Origin of the sequence: Sphingomonas glacialis (assembly GCF_006439055.1) — a bacterium.
GTDB classification, from domain to species: domain Bacteria; phylum Pseudomonadota; class Alphaproteobacteria; order Sphingomonadales; family Sphingomonadaceae; genus Sphingomonas; species Sphingomonas glacialis_A.
Window position 1 is genome coordinate 1,395,566 of sequence record NZ_RCZC01000002.1, and the last position, 16,889, is coordinate 1,412,454.

Below are 16,889 nucleotides of genomic sequence, written 5' to 3' on the forward strand. Positions count from 1 at the left end.
TCCCGCTTGCGAGAGGGGCTGGGGGAGGGAAGTCCCGAACATGGAGATCGCGCCGCTTGAGGCACACCCCTCCCCTAACCCCTCCCGCAAGCGGGAGGGGGATAAGAAGCAGGAGAAGCGGGAGTAAATCACGCCGCCATCTCGCGCGCGACGCTGACATCGTCGAACGGCAGCACCAGATCGCCGACGATCTGCCCCTGCTCATGCCCCTTGCCCGCGATCATCACGATATCCTGTGCCCCCGCCGCCGCGATCGCCGCGCTGATCGCCTCGCGCCGCGATCCGATCTCGGTCGCGCCGGGCGCGCCTTCGAGCACCATCGCGCGGATCACCGCGGGATCTTCCGAGCGCGGATTGTCGTCGGTCACGATCACCTGGTCGGCCATCGCCGCCGCTATCGCACCCATCGCCGCGCGCTTGCCCTGGTCGCGGTCGCCGCCCGCACCGATCACGACGATCAGCCTGCCCGCGGCATGCGGTTTGAGCGCCGAGATCGCCGCCTCGAGCGCATCGGGGGTATGCGCATAATCGACATAGACCGGCGCACCGCTGCGCGCGATCACCGCGCGCTCGAGCCGCCCGCGCACCGGCTGCAGCCGCGACAGCGCCGCCAGCGTCGTCGCGACATCGCCGCCCGCCGCGATCACCAGCCCGGCCGAGACCAGCGCATTGGCCGCCTGATACGCGCCGATCAGCGGCAGATTGATCGTGTAGGTCTTGCCCTCGGCTTCTATCTCGAGCCCCTGCCCGAGCAACGTCGGCACGCGCCCGACAAGCTTGAGCGTCTCGCCCTGCGTCCCGACCGAGATCACCCGGATGCCGCGCGACCGCGCGACCTCGGCGACACGCGCCGCCATCGGATCGTCGGCCCACACCACCGCGACGCCATCCTCGACCAGCACCTCGGAGAACAGCCGCAGCTTGGCCTCGAGATACGCCTCCATCGTGCCGTGATAGTCGAGATGATCGCGGCTGAGATTGGTAAACGCCGCTGCCGAGACGCGCAGGCCCTCGGTCCGATATTGCGACAGGCCATGGCTCGACGCCTCGAACGCGACGTGGCTCACGCCTTCGCGCGCGAGCCCCGCAACGTTCGACAGGAAGGTAACGACGTCGGGCGTGGTAAGCCCGGTCGAAACGCGATCATCGGCGGTGGTGACGCCGAGCGTCCCGATCGATGCGGCATGGAACCCCGCCATCCGCCAGATCTGCCGCACCATCTCGACCGTCGAGGTCTTGCCGTTGGTCCCCGTCACCGCGACCGCAGTCGCCGGGAACGGCGCGAAGAAACGCGCCGCCAGCTCGGCGAATTTCCGCCGCGGTTCGGCGTCGGCGATGTGTACGGCGCCCGTGACGCTTGCCTCGGGCCGGGCCACCACGGCGATCGCGCCACCGGCAACCGCCGCGGGCACGAAATCCTCGCCATTGACGACCGCACCCTGAAACGCGCCGAACACGACGCCTGGCGCAACCTTGCGATGGTCGATCGCAAAGCCGGTGATCGTCACGTCGGGCGCGCCGGGAACCAGCGCAGACAGCTTCACTGTTCCTCCCCGCCGGTCGGCGGCGTGGCGCCTGCGACGAGGCTCAGCATCGGCCGCAGATCGGCGAGATTCACCTCGCGCCGCGTATCAGGCATCACGCCCAGGATCGCCCCCGTGCGCGCGATCACGCGCCCGACGACGGGCGCCGCGTTCCACGCCGCGGTCTTCCAGCCGCCGGTTTCCTTCGTCCCCTGCGGCGAATCGAGCATCGCCAGCACGACGTAGCGCGGCGCATCCATCGGGAAGGCAGCGACGAAAGTCGCGACGTTGCGATGATGGTCATAGCCGCCGTTCGACGCCGCCTCGGCCGTCCCGGTCTTGCCGCCGACGCGATAGCCCGGCGCGTCGCCCTTGCGGCCGGTGCCGTAGAGGCAGACGAGGCGAAGCAGTTGGCGCATCCGCGCGCTGGTCTGCTCGCTGAGCACGCGCCGCCCCGCCGCCGCCTGCCCCGGCGCCACCTTGAGCAGCGTCGTCGGCCGCCAGATGCCGCCATTGACCATCGTCGCATAGGCATTGGCGAGGTGCAGCGGCGTCACCGCGATGCCGTGGCCGTACGCCGTCGTCATCACCGTGGTGCGGCCCCAATAGCGCGGCCAGATCGGCCCGGCGCGCTCGCGCAGCTCGATCGAGGGCCGCTCGCCAAAGCCCATCGCGGTGAACATCGCCGAAAGCTTGTCCTTCCCGATCTCGTCGGCGATCCGCGCAGTCGCGACGTTCGACGAATAGATCAGTGTCTCGGGGATGTTGAGCCAGCGCTTGGGGTCGCCGCGCTCGTCATGGATCGTATAGCTGCCGACCTTGAGCGGCGCGGTCGCATCGAAGCGGCGCGCCATCGAGGTGATCGTGCCGGTCTGGATCGCGGTCGCCATCGTGATCGGCTTGAAGGTCGAGCCGAGCTCGTAGACCGACTGCGTGACGTTGTTGCGCAGCGCGTCGCTGCTCGTGCCGGTCAGCTTGTTGGGATTGTACACCGGCAGCGATGCCATCGCGATGACCTCGCCGGTCCGGACGTCGAGCACGAGGCCAGTCGCCGCGCGCGCCTGGAACATCACCATCGCGCGGCTGAGTTCGCTCTCCATCGCGCCCTGCACGCGCGCATCGACCGACAGCGCGATCGCGTCGCCGCGCCGCGTCGGGTCGGTCAGGCGCTGCTCGAAGGCGCGCTCGACGCCGGCGCGGCCGAGGATCTTGGGATCGGTCCCGGTCGGCCCGATATACCCGAGCACGTGCGCCGCCATCGTCGATTGCGGATACAGCCGCTCGGGCTCGCGTGCGAAGACGATGCCGGGCTCGCCGAGCGCGTGGATCTGGTTCACCATCGCGGGCGAGGCGTGCTTGTCGAGATAGGTGAACTTGGCCTTCATCGTCAGCCGGTCGAGATACCAGGCCGAATCATGCTCGGGCATCAGCCCGGCGAGCCGGCCCGCCAGTTCCTGCCGATCGCCGAGCACGTCGCCCGGCCGCACGCCGATCGTCCACGCCTCGATCGTGCGCGCGAGCGGCTGGCCGTTGCGGTCGAGAATGTCGCCGCGCACCACCGGATTGATCGCGAGCGTCGCCGCGCCCGCCGGGCCACCAAACAGCCCGAGCAACGCGATCCGCCCGATCACCAGCAGGAAGCCCGCCGCGATCAGCAGCATCAGCATCATCAGCCGCACATGCGCCACCGCGACCAGCGCATGGCGCTGATCGTTCGACCGGCGTGCCGGGACCGGACGTGCGACCAAAGTGCTCATCGCGTTCCCTGTTTTTCGGCGCGCGCGCTGCTGCGCAGGTCACCGATCACGCTGTCGTCGAGCAAGGCGCGATCGAGCAGGGCGACCGCGGCGCGTGGCCGCTCGCGGCTGACCGACGCCATCGCGGTGCGGGCGGGTGCGGCGACGGGGCGCGTGGTAGGCGCCGGCGCGGTGCGTGGAGCGGGCGCTGCGGTGCGCGGCGCGCTCGGCGCGGGGGCGGTCGCAACTGCGGGCTGGATCACCGGCTGCTGGCTGGTCGTCGCGGTCAACGGCGCGGCGGGAACGAACGATGCCATCTGCGGGACCGTGCCACGCTGCGTCGGCTCGATCGAGGCCAAAGCCGTCTCGTCGGCGACGAACTGGTCCGCCGCCGGGGCGACCAGACCCAAGGTCTCGGCATTCCATTTGTCGAGCTGGGCGAGATTGGCGCGCGTGTCGAACTCGGTTTCGAGCGCACGGATGTCGCGCTTGGCGCGCAGGATCTCGGCGGCGGTCCGGTCGAGCTTCTTGCGCTCGGCCGCGACCTGGAGCGGCACCAGCAGGAAGCCGAGCGCCACCGCGACGCCGGCGAGGAACCAACCGAGACTCTTGCCCGCAAGACCAAGCATTACAAACTTCCTTCTGACCATGCGGCGGCACCGGTCCGTCGTGCCGTCCGCAACGTTGCCGACCGCGCGCGGGGGTTGCGCGCGATCTCGTCTTCGCTCGCCTTCACCGGGCGACCGACCTCTTCGAAACTGGGGGCGTGCTTCGCCGCGACTTCGGGCAGATGCCGCGAGCCCGACGGCAGCGACCCCGAGCGTTCGCGCAGGAAGCGTTTGACCATGCGATCCTCCAGGCTGTGGAAGGTCACGATCGCGAGCCGACCGCCCGGCGCGAGCGCACGCTCGGCTGCGGCCAGCCCGTCCTCGAGTTCGCCGAGCTCGCGATTGATATGGATGCGGATCGCCTGGAAGGTGCGCGTGGCGGGGTCCTTCTTGTCGTGCGGCTTGTAGCCCAATGCCTTGCGCACGATCCGGGCGAGCTCGCCGGTGCGTGCGATCGGACGGTTGTAGACGATTGCCTGCGCGACGCGGCGCGCGCGCGGCTCCTCGCCATAGTCTTTGATGACCCGCGCGATCTCGGCTTCGTCGGCGGTGTTGAGGAAATCGGCCGCGCTCTCCCCCTCCTGGCTCATCCGCATGTCGAGCGGGCCATCCGACTGGAACGAGAAGCCGCGCTCGGCCTGATCGAGCTGCATCGACGACACGCCGATATCCATCGCCACGCCTTGGACCGGCACGGCGTCTCGCGCTGCAAGTTCGCTATCGAGCGCCGAAAAGGTCGCCGGGACGAGCGTCAGCGCGCCGGCCGCGGACTCGACGAGCGCCGCGCCCGCCGCGATCGCGCCGGGGTCGCGATCGAAGGCGAACACGCGCGCGCCCAGCGCGAGCATCCCCGACGTGTAGCCGCCCGCGCCGAAGGTCGCATCGACATGCGTTTCGCCGGCCTCGATCGCGAGCGCGTCGAGCACTTCGGCGATCAGCACCGGGATGTGCGGGGCATCGTCGTGGATCAGGTCGCTCACAGCGCGATCCCCTTGGCCTTGCAATGATAGCGGCACGCCGCCTGCATCGCGTCATCGACGCCGACCGCGTCGAGCAGCGTCTTGGGGTCCCAGATGTCGATCCAGTCGAACGTGCCCCAGAAGAACGCGTTCTCGCCGATCTGGGCGTAATCGCGCGGGAAGCCGGGCATGATGAAGCGCCCCGAGCCGTCGAACGGCACCGCCTCGCCGCTCGCGTTGCGGCGCTTCAGGTTGAAGTCGGGCTTGCCATGTTCGGCGATGTGGCGCGCCTGGAGATCCTCGACCTCGGCCTTGAGGATGCGGACATAGCCGGGATCATAGGCGCGCAGGCAGGTCTGCTCGGGATGGACGCCAATGATGACGGTGCCGCCGTCCTTGCCGTCGGCACGCGGGCTGTTGGCGGCAAGCGCCTGGCGCAGCGAAACAGGAATCGCGACCCGGCCCTTGTCATCGACAAGACCCAGTCCCTCCCCCTGATAATCGCTCCGGTCTTCCACGCTTCCCCCGCACACGGCGGACAAGCCTCTCCCGAACCGAAAAGCACGAGAGTCGCGGATTTCGGTGCCTGTAGTGTCAGCGCATGACGCGCAGGCGAGATGAGTCTGTCCCTGTAGCGAACAGGTACCATGGGGCCGATCGGGGACACAAGGGGAAATCCGGGGATTTGCCGGGAAACGGGCCTAATCGCTGCGATTCAACCGCGACCTTTGTCGGGGCAAATCAGATTGTTCTCGGTGTGTTCGAAGACGCTGCGCGACGCGCGCGCGATATCCCGCGAAAATCGCAGGCAGCGGAGCGGCGTCCCGTGAAATCCCCACCGATCCCATAGTTCAGCGCGCGGCCGCGGCGGGGGGCGTTTCGCTGGTGTTGCCACCGGCCGTGGCCGCACTCGGCGCGACGCCGAGCTCGGCGAGCGGCTCCTTGGGGGCGTTCGGATCGGTGGTGTTGGCCGCGACCATATTGGCGACGACATCGGGGCGCGCACTGCCGATCGCCGCGACCTGCCGATCATGGTTGGCGGTCGCGAAAATCGCGGAGGCGAGGCCGATAAGGAGCAAAACGGCGGCGAGGCCGATCATGCCGACCTTGGCGCGCTGGCTCGTCTGAGCCGGATCCTGGGCGATGATTTTCATAAGCTGTGGCATAAATGTAACGCGTTAAGACGCGGTTGTCGATCCCGCGATCAATCGTGCTGCAACCAGGGTGGAACGACGAGCCCCTTGGCCTCCAACCATGCACGATTGTAGAGCGTTGAGAGGTAACGGAAACCGGTGTCGCACAGGATCGTCGCGACTCGGCTCCCGGGGCCGAGATGACGCGCGAGGCGAACCGCCCCGGCGACGTTGATTCCCGACGACAGGCCGAGGCACAGCCCTTCCTCGGCGAGCAGGCGAGTCACCCATTCCATCCCCTCGGCATCCGAGATGCGGAACTGCGTGTCGATCGGCGCGCCTTCGAGATTGGCGGTGATTCGGCCCTGCCCGATCCCTTCGGCGACCGAAGACCCTTCCGACTTCAATTCGCCATGCGCGTAATATTCGTAGAGCGCGGCACCGTGCGGATCGCTGAGCGCGATGCACACCGCCTCGTCCTTGGCCTTTAGCCCCATGCCGACGCCCGCGATCGTCCCGCCCGTCCCCGCCGCACAGGTGAAGCCATCGATCCGCCCGTCCATCTGCGCCCAGATCTCCTCGGCGGTGCCGGTGATGTGCGCCTTGCGGTTGGCGATATTGTCGAACTGGTTGGCCCAGACCGCGTTCGGCGTTTCCTCGGCGATGCGGCGCGATGTGTGGACGAAATGCGCCGGGTTCGAATAGGGCGCCGCCGGCACCAGCACGAGCTCCGCGCCGAGCGCGCGCAGCGTGTCCATCTTCTCGCGGCTCTGCGTCTCGGGCATGACGATGATCGTCTTGTAGCCCTTGGCATTGGCGACGAGTGCGAGCCCGATCCCGGTATTGCCCGCGGTCCCCTCGACGAAGGTCCCGCCCGGCGCGATGCTCCCCCGCGCCTCGGCATCCTCGACAATCCCGAGCGCGGCACGGTCTTTCACCGAGGCGCCGGGGTTGGCGAATTCGCATTTGCCGTAGATTTCGGCGCCGGCCGCTTCGCTCGGCCCCTTCAACAGGACGAGCGGGGTGTTGCCGATGAGCGCGAGCGTGTTGGGCGTGGTGTGCATCGCGCAGACATAGCGTGCCTGCCCGCCCCTGCAATGGATGCTCGACCCGGCTGACGACAAATCCGGCCTGTGCTACAAGGCGCGGACGCTGGAGGTGGCGATGACGGTTCAACAGTTGAACATCCGGGATGCCGAGACGATTCGCCTTGCGCAGGCGCTGGCGGATAGGCTGGGCAGCTCACTGACCGCGGCGGTTCGCGAGGCGCTAGAGGCCAAGCTTGGCGCGGCTGCGCACGCGCCAGTGAAGCCCTCGATCGACGAAACCCTCGACCGACTCAAGCATCTGCAACAGCATTGGCGCCCGGAGTTTGACGGACAGGACCTGTCGCTGACCCACGCCGACCTGCTGTATGACGAGAGCGGGTTGCCGCGGTGATCATCGACACTTCGGCCCTCATCGCGATCCTGCGCAGCGAGATCGAAGCGCGGACATTCCTTGAGGCGATGCGCGATGCGCCCACGGTCCGGCTTTCTGCAGGATCCTGGCTCGAACTGACCGCCGTGACAACGCGCGCCGCCGAGGGCGACGAAATCGCCAAGGCCGCCGATGCGCTGATCGAAGACTTTGGGGTCGTCATCGAAGCCGTGACCCGCGAAATCGGCGCCATCGCCCGCACCGGGTATCGCACCTACGGCCGCGGCACCCAGCACCCCGCCAATCTCAATTTCGGCGATTGCTTCGCCTATGCACTCGCCAAGGCGACCGGCGAGCCGCTGCTCTTCAAGGGCGAGGATTTCGCCCGCACCGACGTGGTCGCGGCGCGCTAGGCGACCCCCGCCGCGCAAGTGCGGCCCGAGCCGTCCGCTCAGCCACAGGAAGAACATCCGGTAATCGCTCGCCAGCGACCAGAGCGGATAGGTGAAGGTCGCCGGACGGTTCTTCTCGACGCCGAAATGCGCGCCCCAGGCAAAGCCATAGCCCGCCACCGGCAGCGCCAGCCACCACCACCCGCCCGACCGCAGCGCGATCGCGAGGAACAGGAAGGTCAGCGCGGTGCCGGCATAATGCAGCGCGCGCGTCTCGCGCCGGGCATGCTCGCGCAGATAATGCGGCCAGAAGTCGGCAAAGCGGGTGATCGGATGCGCCATGCCGCAGATGCTATCCTGACCCGCGCCCGTTGCAAGCCCCGTTGCATGCCCCGTTGCATGCCCCGTTCGGCGCCCCATCTTGGCGGCACCACAAGGGGGAGCATGCCATGTCGACGTCGCTATACGATCTCACCATCCCGATCTTCATCCGCAATCTCGAGTCGCTCGACGCGGTTCTCAGCAAGGGCGAGGCGTTCGCCAGCGAGAAGGGCATCGATCCGTCCGAGCTGCTCGAAGCGCGTTTGTACGAGGACATGGCGCCGCTGATCAGCCAGATCCAGCGCGTCAGCGACAGCGCCAAGGGCACCGCGGTCCGGCTCGGCGGGGTCGAGAATGTCGTGATGGCCGATGAGGAAAAGACCTTCGCTGATCTCCACGCGCGCATCGCCAAGACGATCGCCTTCCTCAAGACCGTCCCGCGTGATGCGATCGATGGCAAGGAGGAGGCGCAGGTCACGCTCCAGACGCCGCGGCAAACCTTCGACTTCACCGGCCTCAGCTTCGTGCAGACCTTCGTGCTGCCGAACTTCTATTTCCACATGACCACCGCGTACGGTCTGCTCCGCATGAAGGGCGTTCCCCTCGGCAAGCTGGATTATCTCGGCGGGATCTGACGTACGATGACGCCAGGGCACGCCGGCGCCAGCGCTGGCGCGCCCTGGCGAGCGCTGCTACGTTCCTGACATGTTCTCGCCAGATTCCGAGTCGGCCGCCGATCGCGCCGCCACGTCCTACGGCGCGGAACATCGCGACCACGCCGTGCCCGCCCCTGCCCCGCAGGCGCCCGACCTTCACAGCTTCCCGCCGCGCCCGCTGCGCTGGCTGTTCCTCGATCTCAACAGCTATTTCGCCGCAGTCGAGCAACAGCTCGCGCCCGAGCTGCGCGGCAAGCCGATCCTCGTCGCGCCGGTCGACAGCGACACCACCGTCGCGATCGCCGCGAGCATCCAGGCGAAGCGCTACGGCATCCGCACCGGCACGCCGGTATGGGAGGCCAAACGGCTCTGCCGCGAGCTGATCGTCGTCCCCGCGCGCCACGACAAATATGTCGAATTCCACGAAGCGATCGTCGCCGAGATCTGGAAGCATATCCCGGTCACCAAGGTCTGTTCGATCGACGAGGTCGCCTGCCGGCTGCTCGACAATGAAAACAGCGTCGCCGATGCGACCGCACTGGCGCGGCGGATCAAGGCGGGGATCCTGGCCAATGTCGGCGAATGCCTGACGAGCTCGGTCGGGATCGCGCCCAACCGCCTGCTGGCCAAGCTCGCGTCGGATATGCAGAAGCCCGACGGGCTCGTCGTGCTCGAAGCCGCCGCCCTGCCGCAGCGGCTCTACAATCTCCAGCTGCGCGACATCAGCGGCATCGGCGCGAAGATGGAGCGGCGGCTCGCGCAGGACGGGATCAACGACATCCGCCAATATTGCGAGCGCCGCCCGCGCGACGCCGGCACCGCCTGGGGCGGCACCAATGGCGACCGGCTCTGGTATCAGCTCCACGGCGTCGATCTGCCCGAAAAGGCCACGCAAAGTCGCAGCATCGGCCACAGCCACGTCCTTTCGCCGGGCAAGCGCGGCGGCGTGCCGGTGCGGCTTACCGCGCGCCGGCTTGCGTTCAAGGCGACCAGCCGGTTGCGCCGCAAACAGTGTCGCGCGCGGCTCCTGGTGCTCCATGCGCGCTTCGAGGATGACAAATCGACGTGGCGAACGTCGGTCAAATTGCCCGCTACGCAGGACAGTTTCGTGGTGCTCGCCGCGCTCGAATCGCTCTTCCCGCGACTGATCGCGGCGGGACGGACGCGGCCGGGCGATTTCCAGATCCGCATGGTCGGCGTGACGCTCGCCGAGATCGAACCCGTTGCGGGCGAACAGGATTCACTGTTCGGCCTGCTCGACCCCGACGATCCGCTCGCGCGCGAAACGCGGACGCTCGCGCTGAGCCGCGCGATGGACCGGATCAACGAGAAGTTCGGTCGCAACGCGGTCAGCCTCGGTCCCCAGCATGGCGAGCGAATCGACCGGATCGGGACCAAGATCGCCTTTGGCAGAATCCCGGACCTCGACGAATTCCATGAATGAAGATGAACCTCAGATGACCAATTTATTGCAATGCAAGAAAGTGTAGGCCGCGGTAACACTACCCTCTTGACGCACAATGTTGCGTGCGCGAAGCCTCTGGCATGACCAATCGACTCTTCCCCACCGCCGCGTTCGCGCTCCTTGCCCTTTCGGCCTGCGACAGCAAGCCGACCGAAGTGACCTCGGTCACGCCCGACCCGATGGCGTCGGTGCTCGCCAACAAGGCGCCGGTCGAGCTCCCGCCCGCGATCAAGTCCGAAGCGACGCTGCGCTGCAAGGACAACAGCCTCGTCTACGTCACCTTCTTCGAAGGCGACAAGCAGGTGCTGGTCAAGTCCAAGCCCGACGCGACCCCGGTCAAGCTTACCGCCGACAAGGCCGGCGATCCGCTCAAGGCCGATGGCTATGTGCTGACGGGCAACCCCAAGGCTGTCACGCTCACCCAGCCGGGCAAGCCCGCCCAGCTCTGCGACCTCTAAACTTTTTCCTTAAAGCCCCTCCCCTTCAGGGGAGGGGTTGGGGTGGGGAAGTGACGGCCGCCGTTGCTCTCGGTGAGACACGGCCCCACCCCCTCTCCTTAAGGGGGGGGCATTTCGTTCCCCCCAAAACCTTGCCTCTCCCGCCACCATTGGCCACGATGGGTCGTTCGATACTGTAAGGACCCTTCATGTCGACGATCGCGATCTACAGTCTCAAGGGTGGCGTCGGCAAAACGACGCTGACGGTGAACCTCGCCTGGTGCGCGGCCACGCTGTCGTCGCGCCGCACGCTGCTCTGGGATCTCGATCCGCAGGCCGCCTCGAGCTTCCTCCTGTCGAACCGCCCCGCCGGCACCAAGCCGCGCGACCAGGCGCAATCGGTCTTCGCCAAGGATGTTGAACCCGAAAAGCTGATCGAGCGGACCGCGGTCCCGCGACTCGACCTGCTCGCCGCCGATGCGTCGCTGCGCGGGCTCGACCTGCTCTTCCACGAACTCGACAAGAAGAAGCGGCTGCAGAAACTGCTCGTGGGTTTGCGCAAGAATTATGACCGCGTGCTGCTCGATTGCCCGCCCGGGCTGACCGAGACGAGCGACCAGGTGATGCGCGCCGCCGACCTGATCGTCGTTCCCGTCATCCCCTCGCCGCTGTCCGAACGCGCGCTGGCCGAGGTTACAAAGCATCTGGGGACCAAGGTCCAGCTGATGCCCGTGCATTCGATGGTCGATCGCCGGCGCAAGCTCCATGCCGAAGCGCTCGCGCGCCATCCCGACTGGCCGGTGATCCCGATGGCGAGCCAGGTCGAGCAGGTCACCGTGCGCCGCTCCGCAGTCGGCAGCTTCGCGCCGCGCTCGGCGGGGGCGCAGGCGTTTGCCCAATTGTGGCAGGCGATCGAGCGCCGCCTCGCCGCGTGAGGCCGCGCATCACGCCGCTCGACCCTAATCTCGTGCTCGGCGCCTATTCGGTCGGGGTGTTCCCGATGGCCGACGGGCGCGACATTGACGAGGTCTATTGGGTCGAGCCCAATGACCGCGCGATCCTGCCGCTCGACGGGTTCCACCTCTCGCATTCGCTGCGCAAGACGATCGCCGCCGAGCGCTACCGCGTCACCGCCGATCAGGCCTTCGGGCAGATCCTGCAGCTCTGCGCCGAATCGGTTGGGGACCGCCCCGACACCTGGATCAACGGGCCGATCGAGCAGGTCTTCAACACGCTCCACACGCTCGGCTTCGCGCATTCGATCGAAGTGTGGGACGGCGAGACGCTGGTCGGCGGGCTCTACGGCCTCGCGCTCGGCCACGCCTTTTTCGGCGAGAGCATGGTCAGCCGCGCGCGCGACGCCTCGAAGGTGGCGATCGCCTGGCTCGTCGCGCGGCTGCGCGTCGGCGGGTTCAGCCTGCTCGACTGCCAGTTCATGACCGATCACCTCGCCTCGCTGGGCGCGATCGAGATCAGCCGCGACGCCTATCTGGCGTTGCTGACGCCCGCGGTATCCTCGGCGATCGGTTCGTCGGCATCGTCCTCGGGTGCCGCCGATTTCTTCGCGCTCGACCGTGGCTTCCCGCTCGCGTCCCCCGCCCCGCCGGCCGCGACCGAATCGGGGCCGCCTTCGGGGAAGGTCATCGCGCAGCTCTTAACCCACACGTCGTAGATCGGGTGCGGCACGACGTTGAGCGCCGGGCGTTCCTTGAACAGCCAGCCCGAGAACGGACGGCGCCACACCTTGTCGGTCCCCTGCACATCGAGCTGGACGAAAGCCCCGGTATAATGCTCCTGCTCCCACGGCGCGGTCTGCTCGCACGCGCGCAGCCGAATCACGACATCACCGACCCGCACCGAATTGCCGGGCTTGAGCACCACGTCGCGCGCCACGCCGTTGCGCTTGTTGAGCAGGCCGAGCGTCGCGACGCGCTGCGCCATCGGGGTCGCGCCGAAGCTCGGATCTACCCCGCCGGCGACATCGACTGTCACGATATTGCTAGCGCTCGTATCGGCATCGAGCGCGGTTTCGGGGGTCGGCTGCTGCGTCGGCGCGGCGGTCTTGGTCGGGCCGCAACCGCTCACGGCGAGCGAGGCCGCCGACGCCAGCAGCGCGCCCGCCAGCGCGCGGCGAATCACGCGTCGGGGGTCCAGGCTTCGTAATCGCCCGTCGCGGCGGCGCGGACGCCACCCTTTTCGAGCGCACCGCTCGGCCGATAGGCGGCGATCGTGCCGGTCAAATTGGGCTCGGCCGGGATCTGCCAGGCGCGTGGCGCGGGCAAGGCGCGCGACGGCACATCGGCGACCTGATGGTGCAGCCAGCCGAACCATTCGGGCGGCACGCGGCTGGCATCGTTGATGCCGTTATAGATCACCCAGCGCCGCGGGTTGCCCGCGGTATCGGCGCCGCCTTCGTAATAGACGTTGCCGAGCGAATCCTCGCCGACACGCGCCTTGCCGCGCAGACCGAATGCCGTGCCCCAGCTCGCGCCGGTCCACCAGGTGAAAGGATTGAGATTGATGCCCATGGCGTAGCGCTTAGCGCGGGCTCGCGCCGCCTTCAACCGCGATCACTGCGCGGGACGCCCGGCCCAGCTGACACGATCGCCTTCGCTGATCCCGAGATCGAGCGCACGACCACCGCGCAGCTCGAGCACCGCGCTGACCGGCTCGCCCGAGGGGATCTGCGTTTCGGATTGCGGAACGGTGTTTTCGGCGATCCGCGCGATCGTGCCGTCGGGGCGGATGAACAGGATGTCGAGCGGGCTCGGCGTATTCTTCATCCAGAAGCTCGCCTCGCGCGGCGGGCCCTTGGGCGGATAGGGCGCGAACAGCATCCCGCCATTAAGCGGAATGTCGGTGCGGAACATCAGGCCGCGCTGCTGCGCTTCCTCGGTCTTGGCCACCTCGACCGCGAAGGCGTGGGCGCCGTTGCTGCTGGTGATCGTCAGCGCGATCGTCCCGGCCGCCGCCTCGGCCGGTGGCGTGGACGGCGCCGCGCCGCATCCCGCGGTCGCAAGCAGCAAGGCGAGCGCCGATACACGCGCGATCAAAACCAACATGGGTACGCTCAGCCTTCCTCTTCGACCGCCACGGCGAGCGGCCCCTTGTCGCCCGCGATCATCCGCGCGCGGAGCCGCTGGCCGGGCTCGACTTCGGTGAACCCGGCGCGGCGCAACGTCTCGACATGGACGAAGATATCGCCCGTATCGCCGTCGCGCATCAGGAAACCATAGCCTTTGAGGCGATTGAACCATTTCACGCTCACCGGCTCGAACGGCCCGGCCTGGTCGAGCAAGCCGAGCACGTCGCTCCGCAACGAATCGCCGCGCGCGCGCTGCGGCGGTTCGATCGCGTTGGTCAGGTCGATCGACAGGATTTCGGTCGCCTGCAAGCCACGGTCGCGCATCCCGGCGAGACATTCGAGCCGCGCACCCTCGGGCAGGCTGCGGCGGTTATGCGCACGCAGGACCGAGAAATGGATCAGGATGTCGCCGACCGACGCATCGTCAGCGACGAGAAAGCCGAACCCGCGCGTCATATCGAACCATTTGAGCACGCCAGTATAGACGCGCGCAGACTCATCCGACGTCGCGTCGCTGTCCGCCGCGTCTTCTGTCCGATCCAGTGCCCCAAGCGCCGGAATCGTATCGTTTCGCATCTTCACTACCCCCGGCACGATGATTAGCATGGTCCGTGCGGGAGGCAATATCTTCCGCTGTTCGGGCCGAACCGGTACTTTTATTTGAACTATACAGTATTCATTAACTAAGCGTATCAAAAATGTCACCTGGTGCCATCGACGCGATGCGACGGGCCAGGGTGAAATCATGCCCGGCGCGAATCATCGCCGCGATGTGCTTCTCGCGCAGTGGTCGTTCGGCGGCGACGAGTGCGAACGGGCCGATCCGCTTGCGGCGCGCGAACGCCAGCGCGGTCTCGACCGCGCGCTCCTCGACCGCGGGAACGATCGCGGCGCTGTCGGCTTCGTCGATCCCGTCCTGGTGCAGCGCGCCGGTGACGCGGCGCTTGCCCAGGCCACGCCGCCCCATCGCCGCCGCGCGCGCCTCGCCAAACGCGCGATCGTCGATATAGCCGAGCTCGGCGAGCTTTTCGGCGAGGTCTTCGGGCGCAGCGTTCGCCCCTTCCCAGCCGCGTTCGCGGATCTTGCGGACAAGGTACGCCGCCAACCGCGCACGGGTCGTCGCAAAGCGCTCGACATAGCGCAAAGCGAGCCGTTCGAGCGCCGCCGCATCTAACGGCGGCGGTACGCGTATCTCTTTGCGAGCGGGTCGTTTCGGGGCTGGTTCACGCATGACGCCATCATTGTGCCATAGTCGGCCCCGATTTTGAACGCTTGGCATAAGCAGGGGTGCGTGCTGAAGACGAGACATAGAGGCGCGGCCAGAACAGGACGCCGCGATCAAGGGCGCAAAGACCGATGAATTTCAAGACCATAGACACTCAGGCGGGCGAGCGGACGGACGCGGCGGCAGCGCCTGCGCTGCGCGCGACGCCGACCGAGGACACGCTTACGCGTCGCTTTGCCGATTTCGAAACGCTGGGGGCAGCGCTCGATTATGCGGCAAGCGGGCAACGTGGCCTCAATTTTCACGATGCGCGCGGCGCGCTCGCTCGCGCCTATCCGTTCGCCGAATTGCGCGACGACGCGCTCGAGACCGCACGGCGCCTGATCGCCTCGGGGATCAAGCCCGAAGACCGTATCGCGGTCGTCGCCGAGACCAGCCCCGAATTCGCCGCGCTCTTCTTCGGCGTCATCTATGCCGGCGCCTGGCCGGTGCCGCTGCCGCTGCCGACGTCGTTCGGCGGGCGTGATTCCTATATCGAACAGCTCCGCGTCCAGCTCGCGAGCTGCGATCCCGTGCTGCTGATCTACCCGCCCGAGCTCGCGCAGATGGGTGCCGACGCCGCTACCGTCGCGGGCGTCACCGGCATCGACTGGTCCGAACTCGCGACACGTGCCGCACCCGACGTCGCGCTGCCGCAGGCGAACGGCGACGACATCGCCTATCTGCAATATTCGAGCGGCTCGACGCGCTTCCCGCACGGCGTCGCGATCACGCATCACGCCTTGCTCAACAATCTCGCCGCGCACGCTTATGGCATGCAGCTGATCGAAGGCGATCGCTGCATTTCGTGGTTGCCGTGGTATCACGACATGGGGCTGGTCGGCTGCTTCCTGTCGCCGGTCGCCAACCAGGTTTCGACCGATTACCTCAAGACCGAGGATTTCGCGCGGCGCCCGCTGGCGTGGCTCGACATGATCAGCCGCAATCCCGGCACCTCGATCAGCTATTCGCCGACCTTCGGCTACGACATTTGCGCGCGACGCATGTCGAGCCAGACCAAGGCGTCCGAGCGCTTCGACCTGGCGCGCTGGCGGCTTGCCGGCAATGGCGCCGACATGATCCGTCCCGACGTGATGCAGAGCTTCGTCGATGCCTTCGCCGATGCCGGCTTCAAGGCGAGCGCGTTCCTGCCGAGCTACGGGCTGGCCGAAGCGACGCTCGCGGTCTCGATCATGCCCCCGGCCGAGGGGATCCGCGTCGAACTGGTCGAGGAAACCCAGCTCTCGGGCGTCGCCGCCGGCGAGGATCGCCCGCAGCGCTACCGTGCGATCGTCAATTGCGGCAAGCCGGTGCGCGACATGAAGATCGAGATCCGCGAGGAAGACGGCACTCCGCTTCCCGAGCGCGCGATCGGCAAGCTGTGGTGCTCGGGTCCGTCGGTGATGGTCGGCTATTTCCGCGACCAGGCCTCGACCGATGCGTGCCTCGTCGATGGCTGGCTCGACACCGGCGACATGGGCTATTTGAGCGACGGCTATGTCTATATCGTCGGCCGCGCCAAGGACATGATCATCATCAACGGCCGCAACCATTGGCCGCAGGATATCGAATGGGCGGTCGAGCAGCTCCCCGGCTTCAAGGCCGGCGACATCGCCGCCTTCGCGATCACCACGCCGGGCGGGGAAGAGACCCCCGCCGTGCTCGTCCAGTGCCGCAGCTCGGACGATGCCGAGCGCGTCCGCCTGCGCGAGGAAATCCGCGAGCGCGTCCGGTCGGTGACGGGCATGAACTGCGTGATCGAACTGATCCCGCCGCGCACGCTGCCGCGCACCAGCTCGGGCAAGCTCAGCCGCGCCAAGGCGCGCAACCTCTATCTCAACGGCGACATCAAGCCGTACGACCTGGCGGCGTAAGCACCGCGCCGGTCGCG

The 16,889-nt window shown here is 67.5% G+C and carries 19 protein-coding genes and 2 pseudogenes; 8 read left to right on the forward strand and 13 right to left on the reverse strand.

What is annotated here, in order from left to right:
* Positions 1-128: 128 nt before the first annotated feature.
* The 7 genes from EAH76_RS10495 to EAH76_RS10525 form a co-directional block, all read right to left on the reverse strand.
* On the reverse strand, positions 129-1,544 hold the full coding sequence (locus tag EAH76_RS10495; RefSeq protein ID WP_140850135.1) for a UDP-N-acetylmuramoyl-L-alanyl-D-glutamate--2,6-diaminopimelate ligase: 1,416 nt from the start codon (positions 1,542-1,544) through the stop codon (positions 129-131).
* Positions 1,541-3,280 (reverse strand): peptidoglycan D,D-transpeptidase FtsI family protein, encoded by a 1,740-nt coding sequence (locus EAH76_RS10500; RefSeq protein ID WP_140850136.1) that lies wholly within the window; start codon positions 3,278-3,280, stop codon positions 1,541-1,543. Before EAH76_RS10500 ends, EAH76_RS10495 begins: the two co-directional genes overlap by 4 nt.
* Positions 3,277-3,888, reverse strand: coding sequence for a hypothetical protein (locus EAH76_RS10505; RefSeq protein WP_140850137.1), 612 nt, complete (start codon positions 3,886-3,888; stop codon positions 3,277-3,279). Before EAH76_RS10505 ends, EAH76_RS10500 begins: the two co-directional genes overlap by 4 nt.
* Positions 3,888-4,847 carry a 16S rRNA (cytosine(1402)-N(4))-methyltransferase RsmH gene (gene rsmH / locus EAH76_RS10510; RefSeq protein WP_194150971.1) on the reverse strand — a complete coding sequence of 320 codons (960 nt, stop codon included), beginning with the start codon at positions 4,845-4,847 and terminating at the stop codon, positions 3,888-3,890. The genes EAH76_RS10505 and rsmH overlap by 1 nt, the downstream gene beginning before the upstream one ends.
* On the reverse strand, positions 4,844-5,344 hold the full coding sequence (locus tag EAH76_RS10515; protein ID WP_140850138.1) for a division/cell wall cluster transcriptional repressor MraZ: 501 nt from the start codon (positions 5,342-5,344) through the stop codon (positions 4,844-4,846). Before EAH76_RS10515 ends, rsmH begins: the two co-directional genes overlap by 4 nt.
* 333 nt (positions 5,345-5,677) lie before the next feature.
* Positions 5,678-5,980 (reverse strand): hypothetical protein, encoded by a 303-nt coding sequence (locus tag EAH76_RS10520; RefSeq protein ID WP_140850139.1) that lies wholly within the window; start codon positions 5,978-5,980, stop codon positions 5,678-5,680.
* Between the two features lie 50 nt (positions 5,981-6,030).
* Complete coding sequence (locus EAH76_RS10525; RefSeq protein WP_140850140.1) at positions 6,031-7,023, reverse strand: cysteine synthase A; 993 nt, start codon at positions 7,021-7,023, stop codon at positions 6,031-6,033.
* Positions 7,024-7,060: 37 nt separating this feature from the next.
* On the opposite strand from EAH76_RS10525, the gene EAH76_RS10530 reads away from it, so the two are divergent.
* Together EAH76_RS10530 and EAH76_RS10535 are read left to right on the forward strand one after the other, a co-directional pair.
* Entirely contained in the window at positions 7,061-7,399 is a 339-nt protein-coding gene (locus tag EAH76_RS10530) for a type II toxin-antitoxin system VapB family antitoxin (RefSeq protein WP_140850141.1), read from the forward strand.
* Positions 7,396-7,791: a type II toxin-antitoxin system VapC family toxin gene (locus EAH76_RS10535; RefSeq protein WP_140850142.1), complete on the forward strand. Its 396-nt coding sequence runs from the start codon at positions 7,396-7,398 to the stop codon at positions 7,789-7,791. Before EAH76_RS10530 ends, EAH76_RS10535 begins: the two co-directional genes overlap by 4 nt.
* Before the next feature lie 3 nt (positions 7,792-7,794).
* Here EAH76_RS10535 and EAH76_RS10540 read toward each other — a convergent pair.
* Positions 7,795-8,112: pseudogene (locus EAH76_RS10540) on the reverse strand (Mpo1-like protein); the annotation flags it as partial.
* Positions 8,113-8,219: 107 nt separating this feature from the next.
* On the opposite strand from EAH76_RS10540, the gene EAH76_RS10545 reads away from it, so the two are divergent.
* The 5 genes from EAH76_RS10545 to aat all read left to right on the forward strand — a co-directional run bounded on the left by EAH76_RS10545 (position 8,220) and on the right by aat (position 12,321).
* On the forward strand, positions 8,220-8,726 hold the full coding sequence (locus tag EAH76_RS10545; RefSeq protein ID WP_140850143.1) for a DUF1993 domain-containing protein: 507 nt from the start codon (positions 8,220-8,222) through the stop codon (positions 8,724-8,726).
* 70 nt (positions 8,727-8,796) lie between these two features.
* Positions 8,797-10,191, forward strand: coding sequence for a type VI secretion protein ImpB (locus tag EAH76_RS10550; RefSeq protein WP_241659626.1), 1,395 nt, complete (start codon positions 8,797-8,799; stop codon positions 10,189-10,191).
* 101 nt (positions 10,192-10,292) lie between these two features.
* Entirely contained in the window at positions 10,293-10,670 is a 378-nt protein-coding gene (locus EAH76_RS10555; RefSeq protein WP_140850144.1) for a hypothetical protein, read from the forward strand.
* A gap of 188 nt (positions 10,671-10,858) precedes the next feature.
* Positions 10,859-11,584 carry a ParA family protein gene (locus tag EAH76_RS10560; protein WP_140850145.1) on the forward strand — a complete coding sequence of 242 codons (726 nt, stop codon included), beginning with the start codon at positions 10,859-10,861 and terminating at the stop codon, positions 11,582-11,584.
* Complete coding sequence (aat, locus tag EAH76_RS24470) at positions 11,581-12,321, forward strand: leucyl/phenylalanyl-tRNA--protein transferase (protein WP_194150972.1); 741 nt, start codon at positions 11,581-11,583, stop codon at positions 12,319-12,321. Before EAH76_RS10560 ends, aat begins: the two co-directional genes overlap by 4 nt.
* Before the next feature lie 35 nt (positions 12,322-12,356).
* Here aat and EAH76_RS24780 read toward each other — a convergent pair.
* The 5 genes and pseudogenes from EAH76_RS24780 to EAH76_RS10590 all read right to left on the reverse strand — a co-directional run.
* Positions 12,357-12,590: pseudogene (locus EAH76_RS24780) on the reverse strand (DUF2155 domain-containing protein); the annotation flags it as partial.
* A gap of 194 nt (positions 12,591-12,784) precedes the next feature.
* On the reverse strand, positions 12,785-13,177 hold the full coding sequence (locus EAH76_RS10575; protein ID WP_140850146.1) for an NADH:ubiquinone oxidoreductase subunit NDUFA12: 393 nt from the start codon (positions 13,175-13,177) through the stop codon (positions 12,785-12,787).
* A gap of 42 nt (positions 13,178-13,219) precedes the next feature.
* Positions 13,220-13,711, reverse strand: coding sequence for a DUF192 domain-containing protein (locus EAH76_RS10580; RefSeq protein WP_140850147.1), 492 nt, complete (start codon positions 13,709-13,711; stop codon positions 13,220-13,222).
* An 8-nt stretch (positions 13,712-13,719) separates the two neighbouring features.
* On the reverse strand, positions 13,720-14,310 hold the full coding sequence (locus EAH76_RS10585) for a cold-shock protein (protein ID WP_241659628.1): 591 nt from the start codon (positions 14,308-14,310) through the stop codon (positions 13,720-13,722).
* Between the two features lie 103 nt (positions 14,311-14,413).
* Entirely contained in the window at positions 14,414-14,965 is a 552-nt protein-coding gene (locus tag EAH76_RS10590; protein WP_140850148.1) for a regulatory protein RecX, read from the reverse strand.
* Between the two features lie 125 nt (positions 14,966-15,090).
* On the opposite strand from EAH76_RS10590, the gene EAH76_RS10595 reads away from it, so the two are divergent.
* Positions 15,091-16,872, forward strand: a complete 1,782-nt coding sequence (locus EAH76_RS10595) for a fatty acyl-AMP ligase (protein ID WP_241659629.1) — start codon at positions 15,091-15,093, stop codon at positions 16,870-16,872.
* The last annotated feature ends 17 nt before the right edge of the window (positions 16,873-16,889 follow it).

Coding starts and splice junctions, on each gene's coding strand:
- EAH76_RS10500 (WP_140850136.1), bottom strand. CDS start 3,280: ATGAGCACTTTGGTCGCACGTCCGGTCCCGGCACGCCGGTCGAACGAT.
- EAH76_RS10505 (WP_140850137.1), bottom strand. CDS start 3,888: ATGCTTGGTCTTGCGGGCAAGAGTCTCGGTTGGTTCCTCGCCGGCGTC.
- EAH76_RS10520 (WP_140850139.1), bottom strand. CDS start 5,980: ATGAAAATCATCGCCCAGGATCCGGCTCAGACGAGCCAGCGCGCCAAG.
- EAH76_RS10525 (WP_140850140.1), bottom strand. CDS start 7,023: ATGCACACCACGCCCAACACGCTCGCGCTCATCGGCAACACCCCGCTC.
- EAH76_RS10530 (WP_140850141.1), top strand. CDS start 7,061: ATGCTCGACCCGGCTGACGACAAATCCGGCCTGTGCTACAAGGCGCGG.
- EAH76_RS10545 (WP_140850143.1), top strand. CDS start 8,220: ATGTCGACGTCGCTATACGATCTCACCATCCCGATCTTCATCCGCAAT.
- EAH76_RS10550 (WP_241659626.1), top strand. CDS start 8,797: ATGTTCTCGCCAGATTCCGAGTCGGCCGCCGATCGCGCCGCCACGTCC.
- EAH76_RS10555 (WP_140850144.1), top strand. CDS start 10,293: ATGACCAATCGACTCTTCCCCACCGCCGCGTTCGCGCTCCTTGCCCTT.
- EAH76_RS10560 (WP_140850145.1), top strand. CDS start 10,859: ATGTCGACGATCGCGATCTACAGTCTCAAGGGTGGCGTCGGCAAAACG.
- EAH76_RS10575 (WP_140850146.1), bottom strand. CDS start 13,177: ATGGGCATCAATCTCAATCCTTTCACCTGGTGGACCGGCGCGAGCTGG.
- EAH76_RS10580 (WP_140850147.1), bottom strand. CDS start 13,711: ATGTTGGTTTTGATCGCGCGTGTATCGGCGCTCGCCTTGCTGCTTGCG.
- EAH76_RS10585 (WP_241659628.1), bottom strand. CDS start 14,310: ATGCGAAACGATACGATTCCGGCGCTTGGGGCACTGGATCGGACAGAA.
- EAH76_RS10590 (WP_140850148.1), bottom strand. CDS start 14,965: ATGCGTGAACCAGCCCCGAAACGACCCGCTCGCAAAGAGATACGCGTA.
- EAH76_RS10595 (WP_241659629.1), top strand. CDS start 15,091: ATGAATTTCAAGACCATAGACACTCAGGCGGGCGAGCGGACGGACGCG.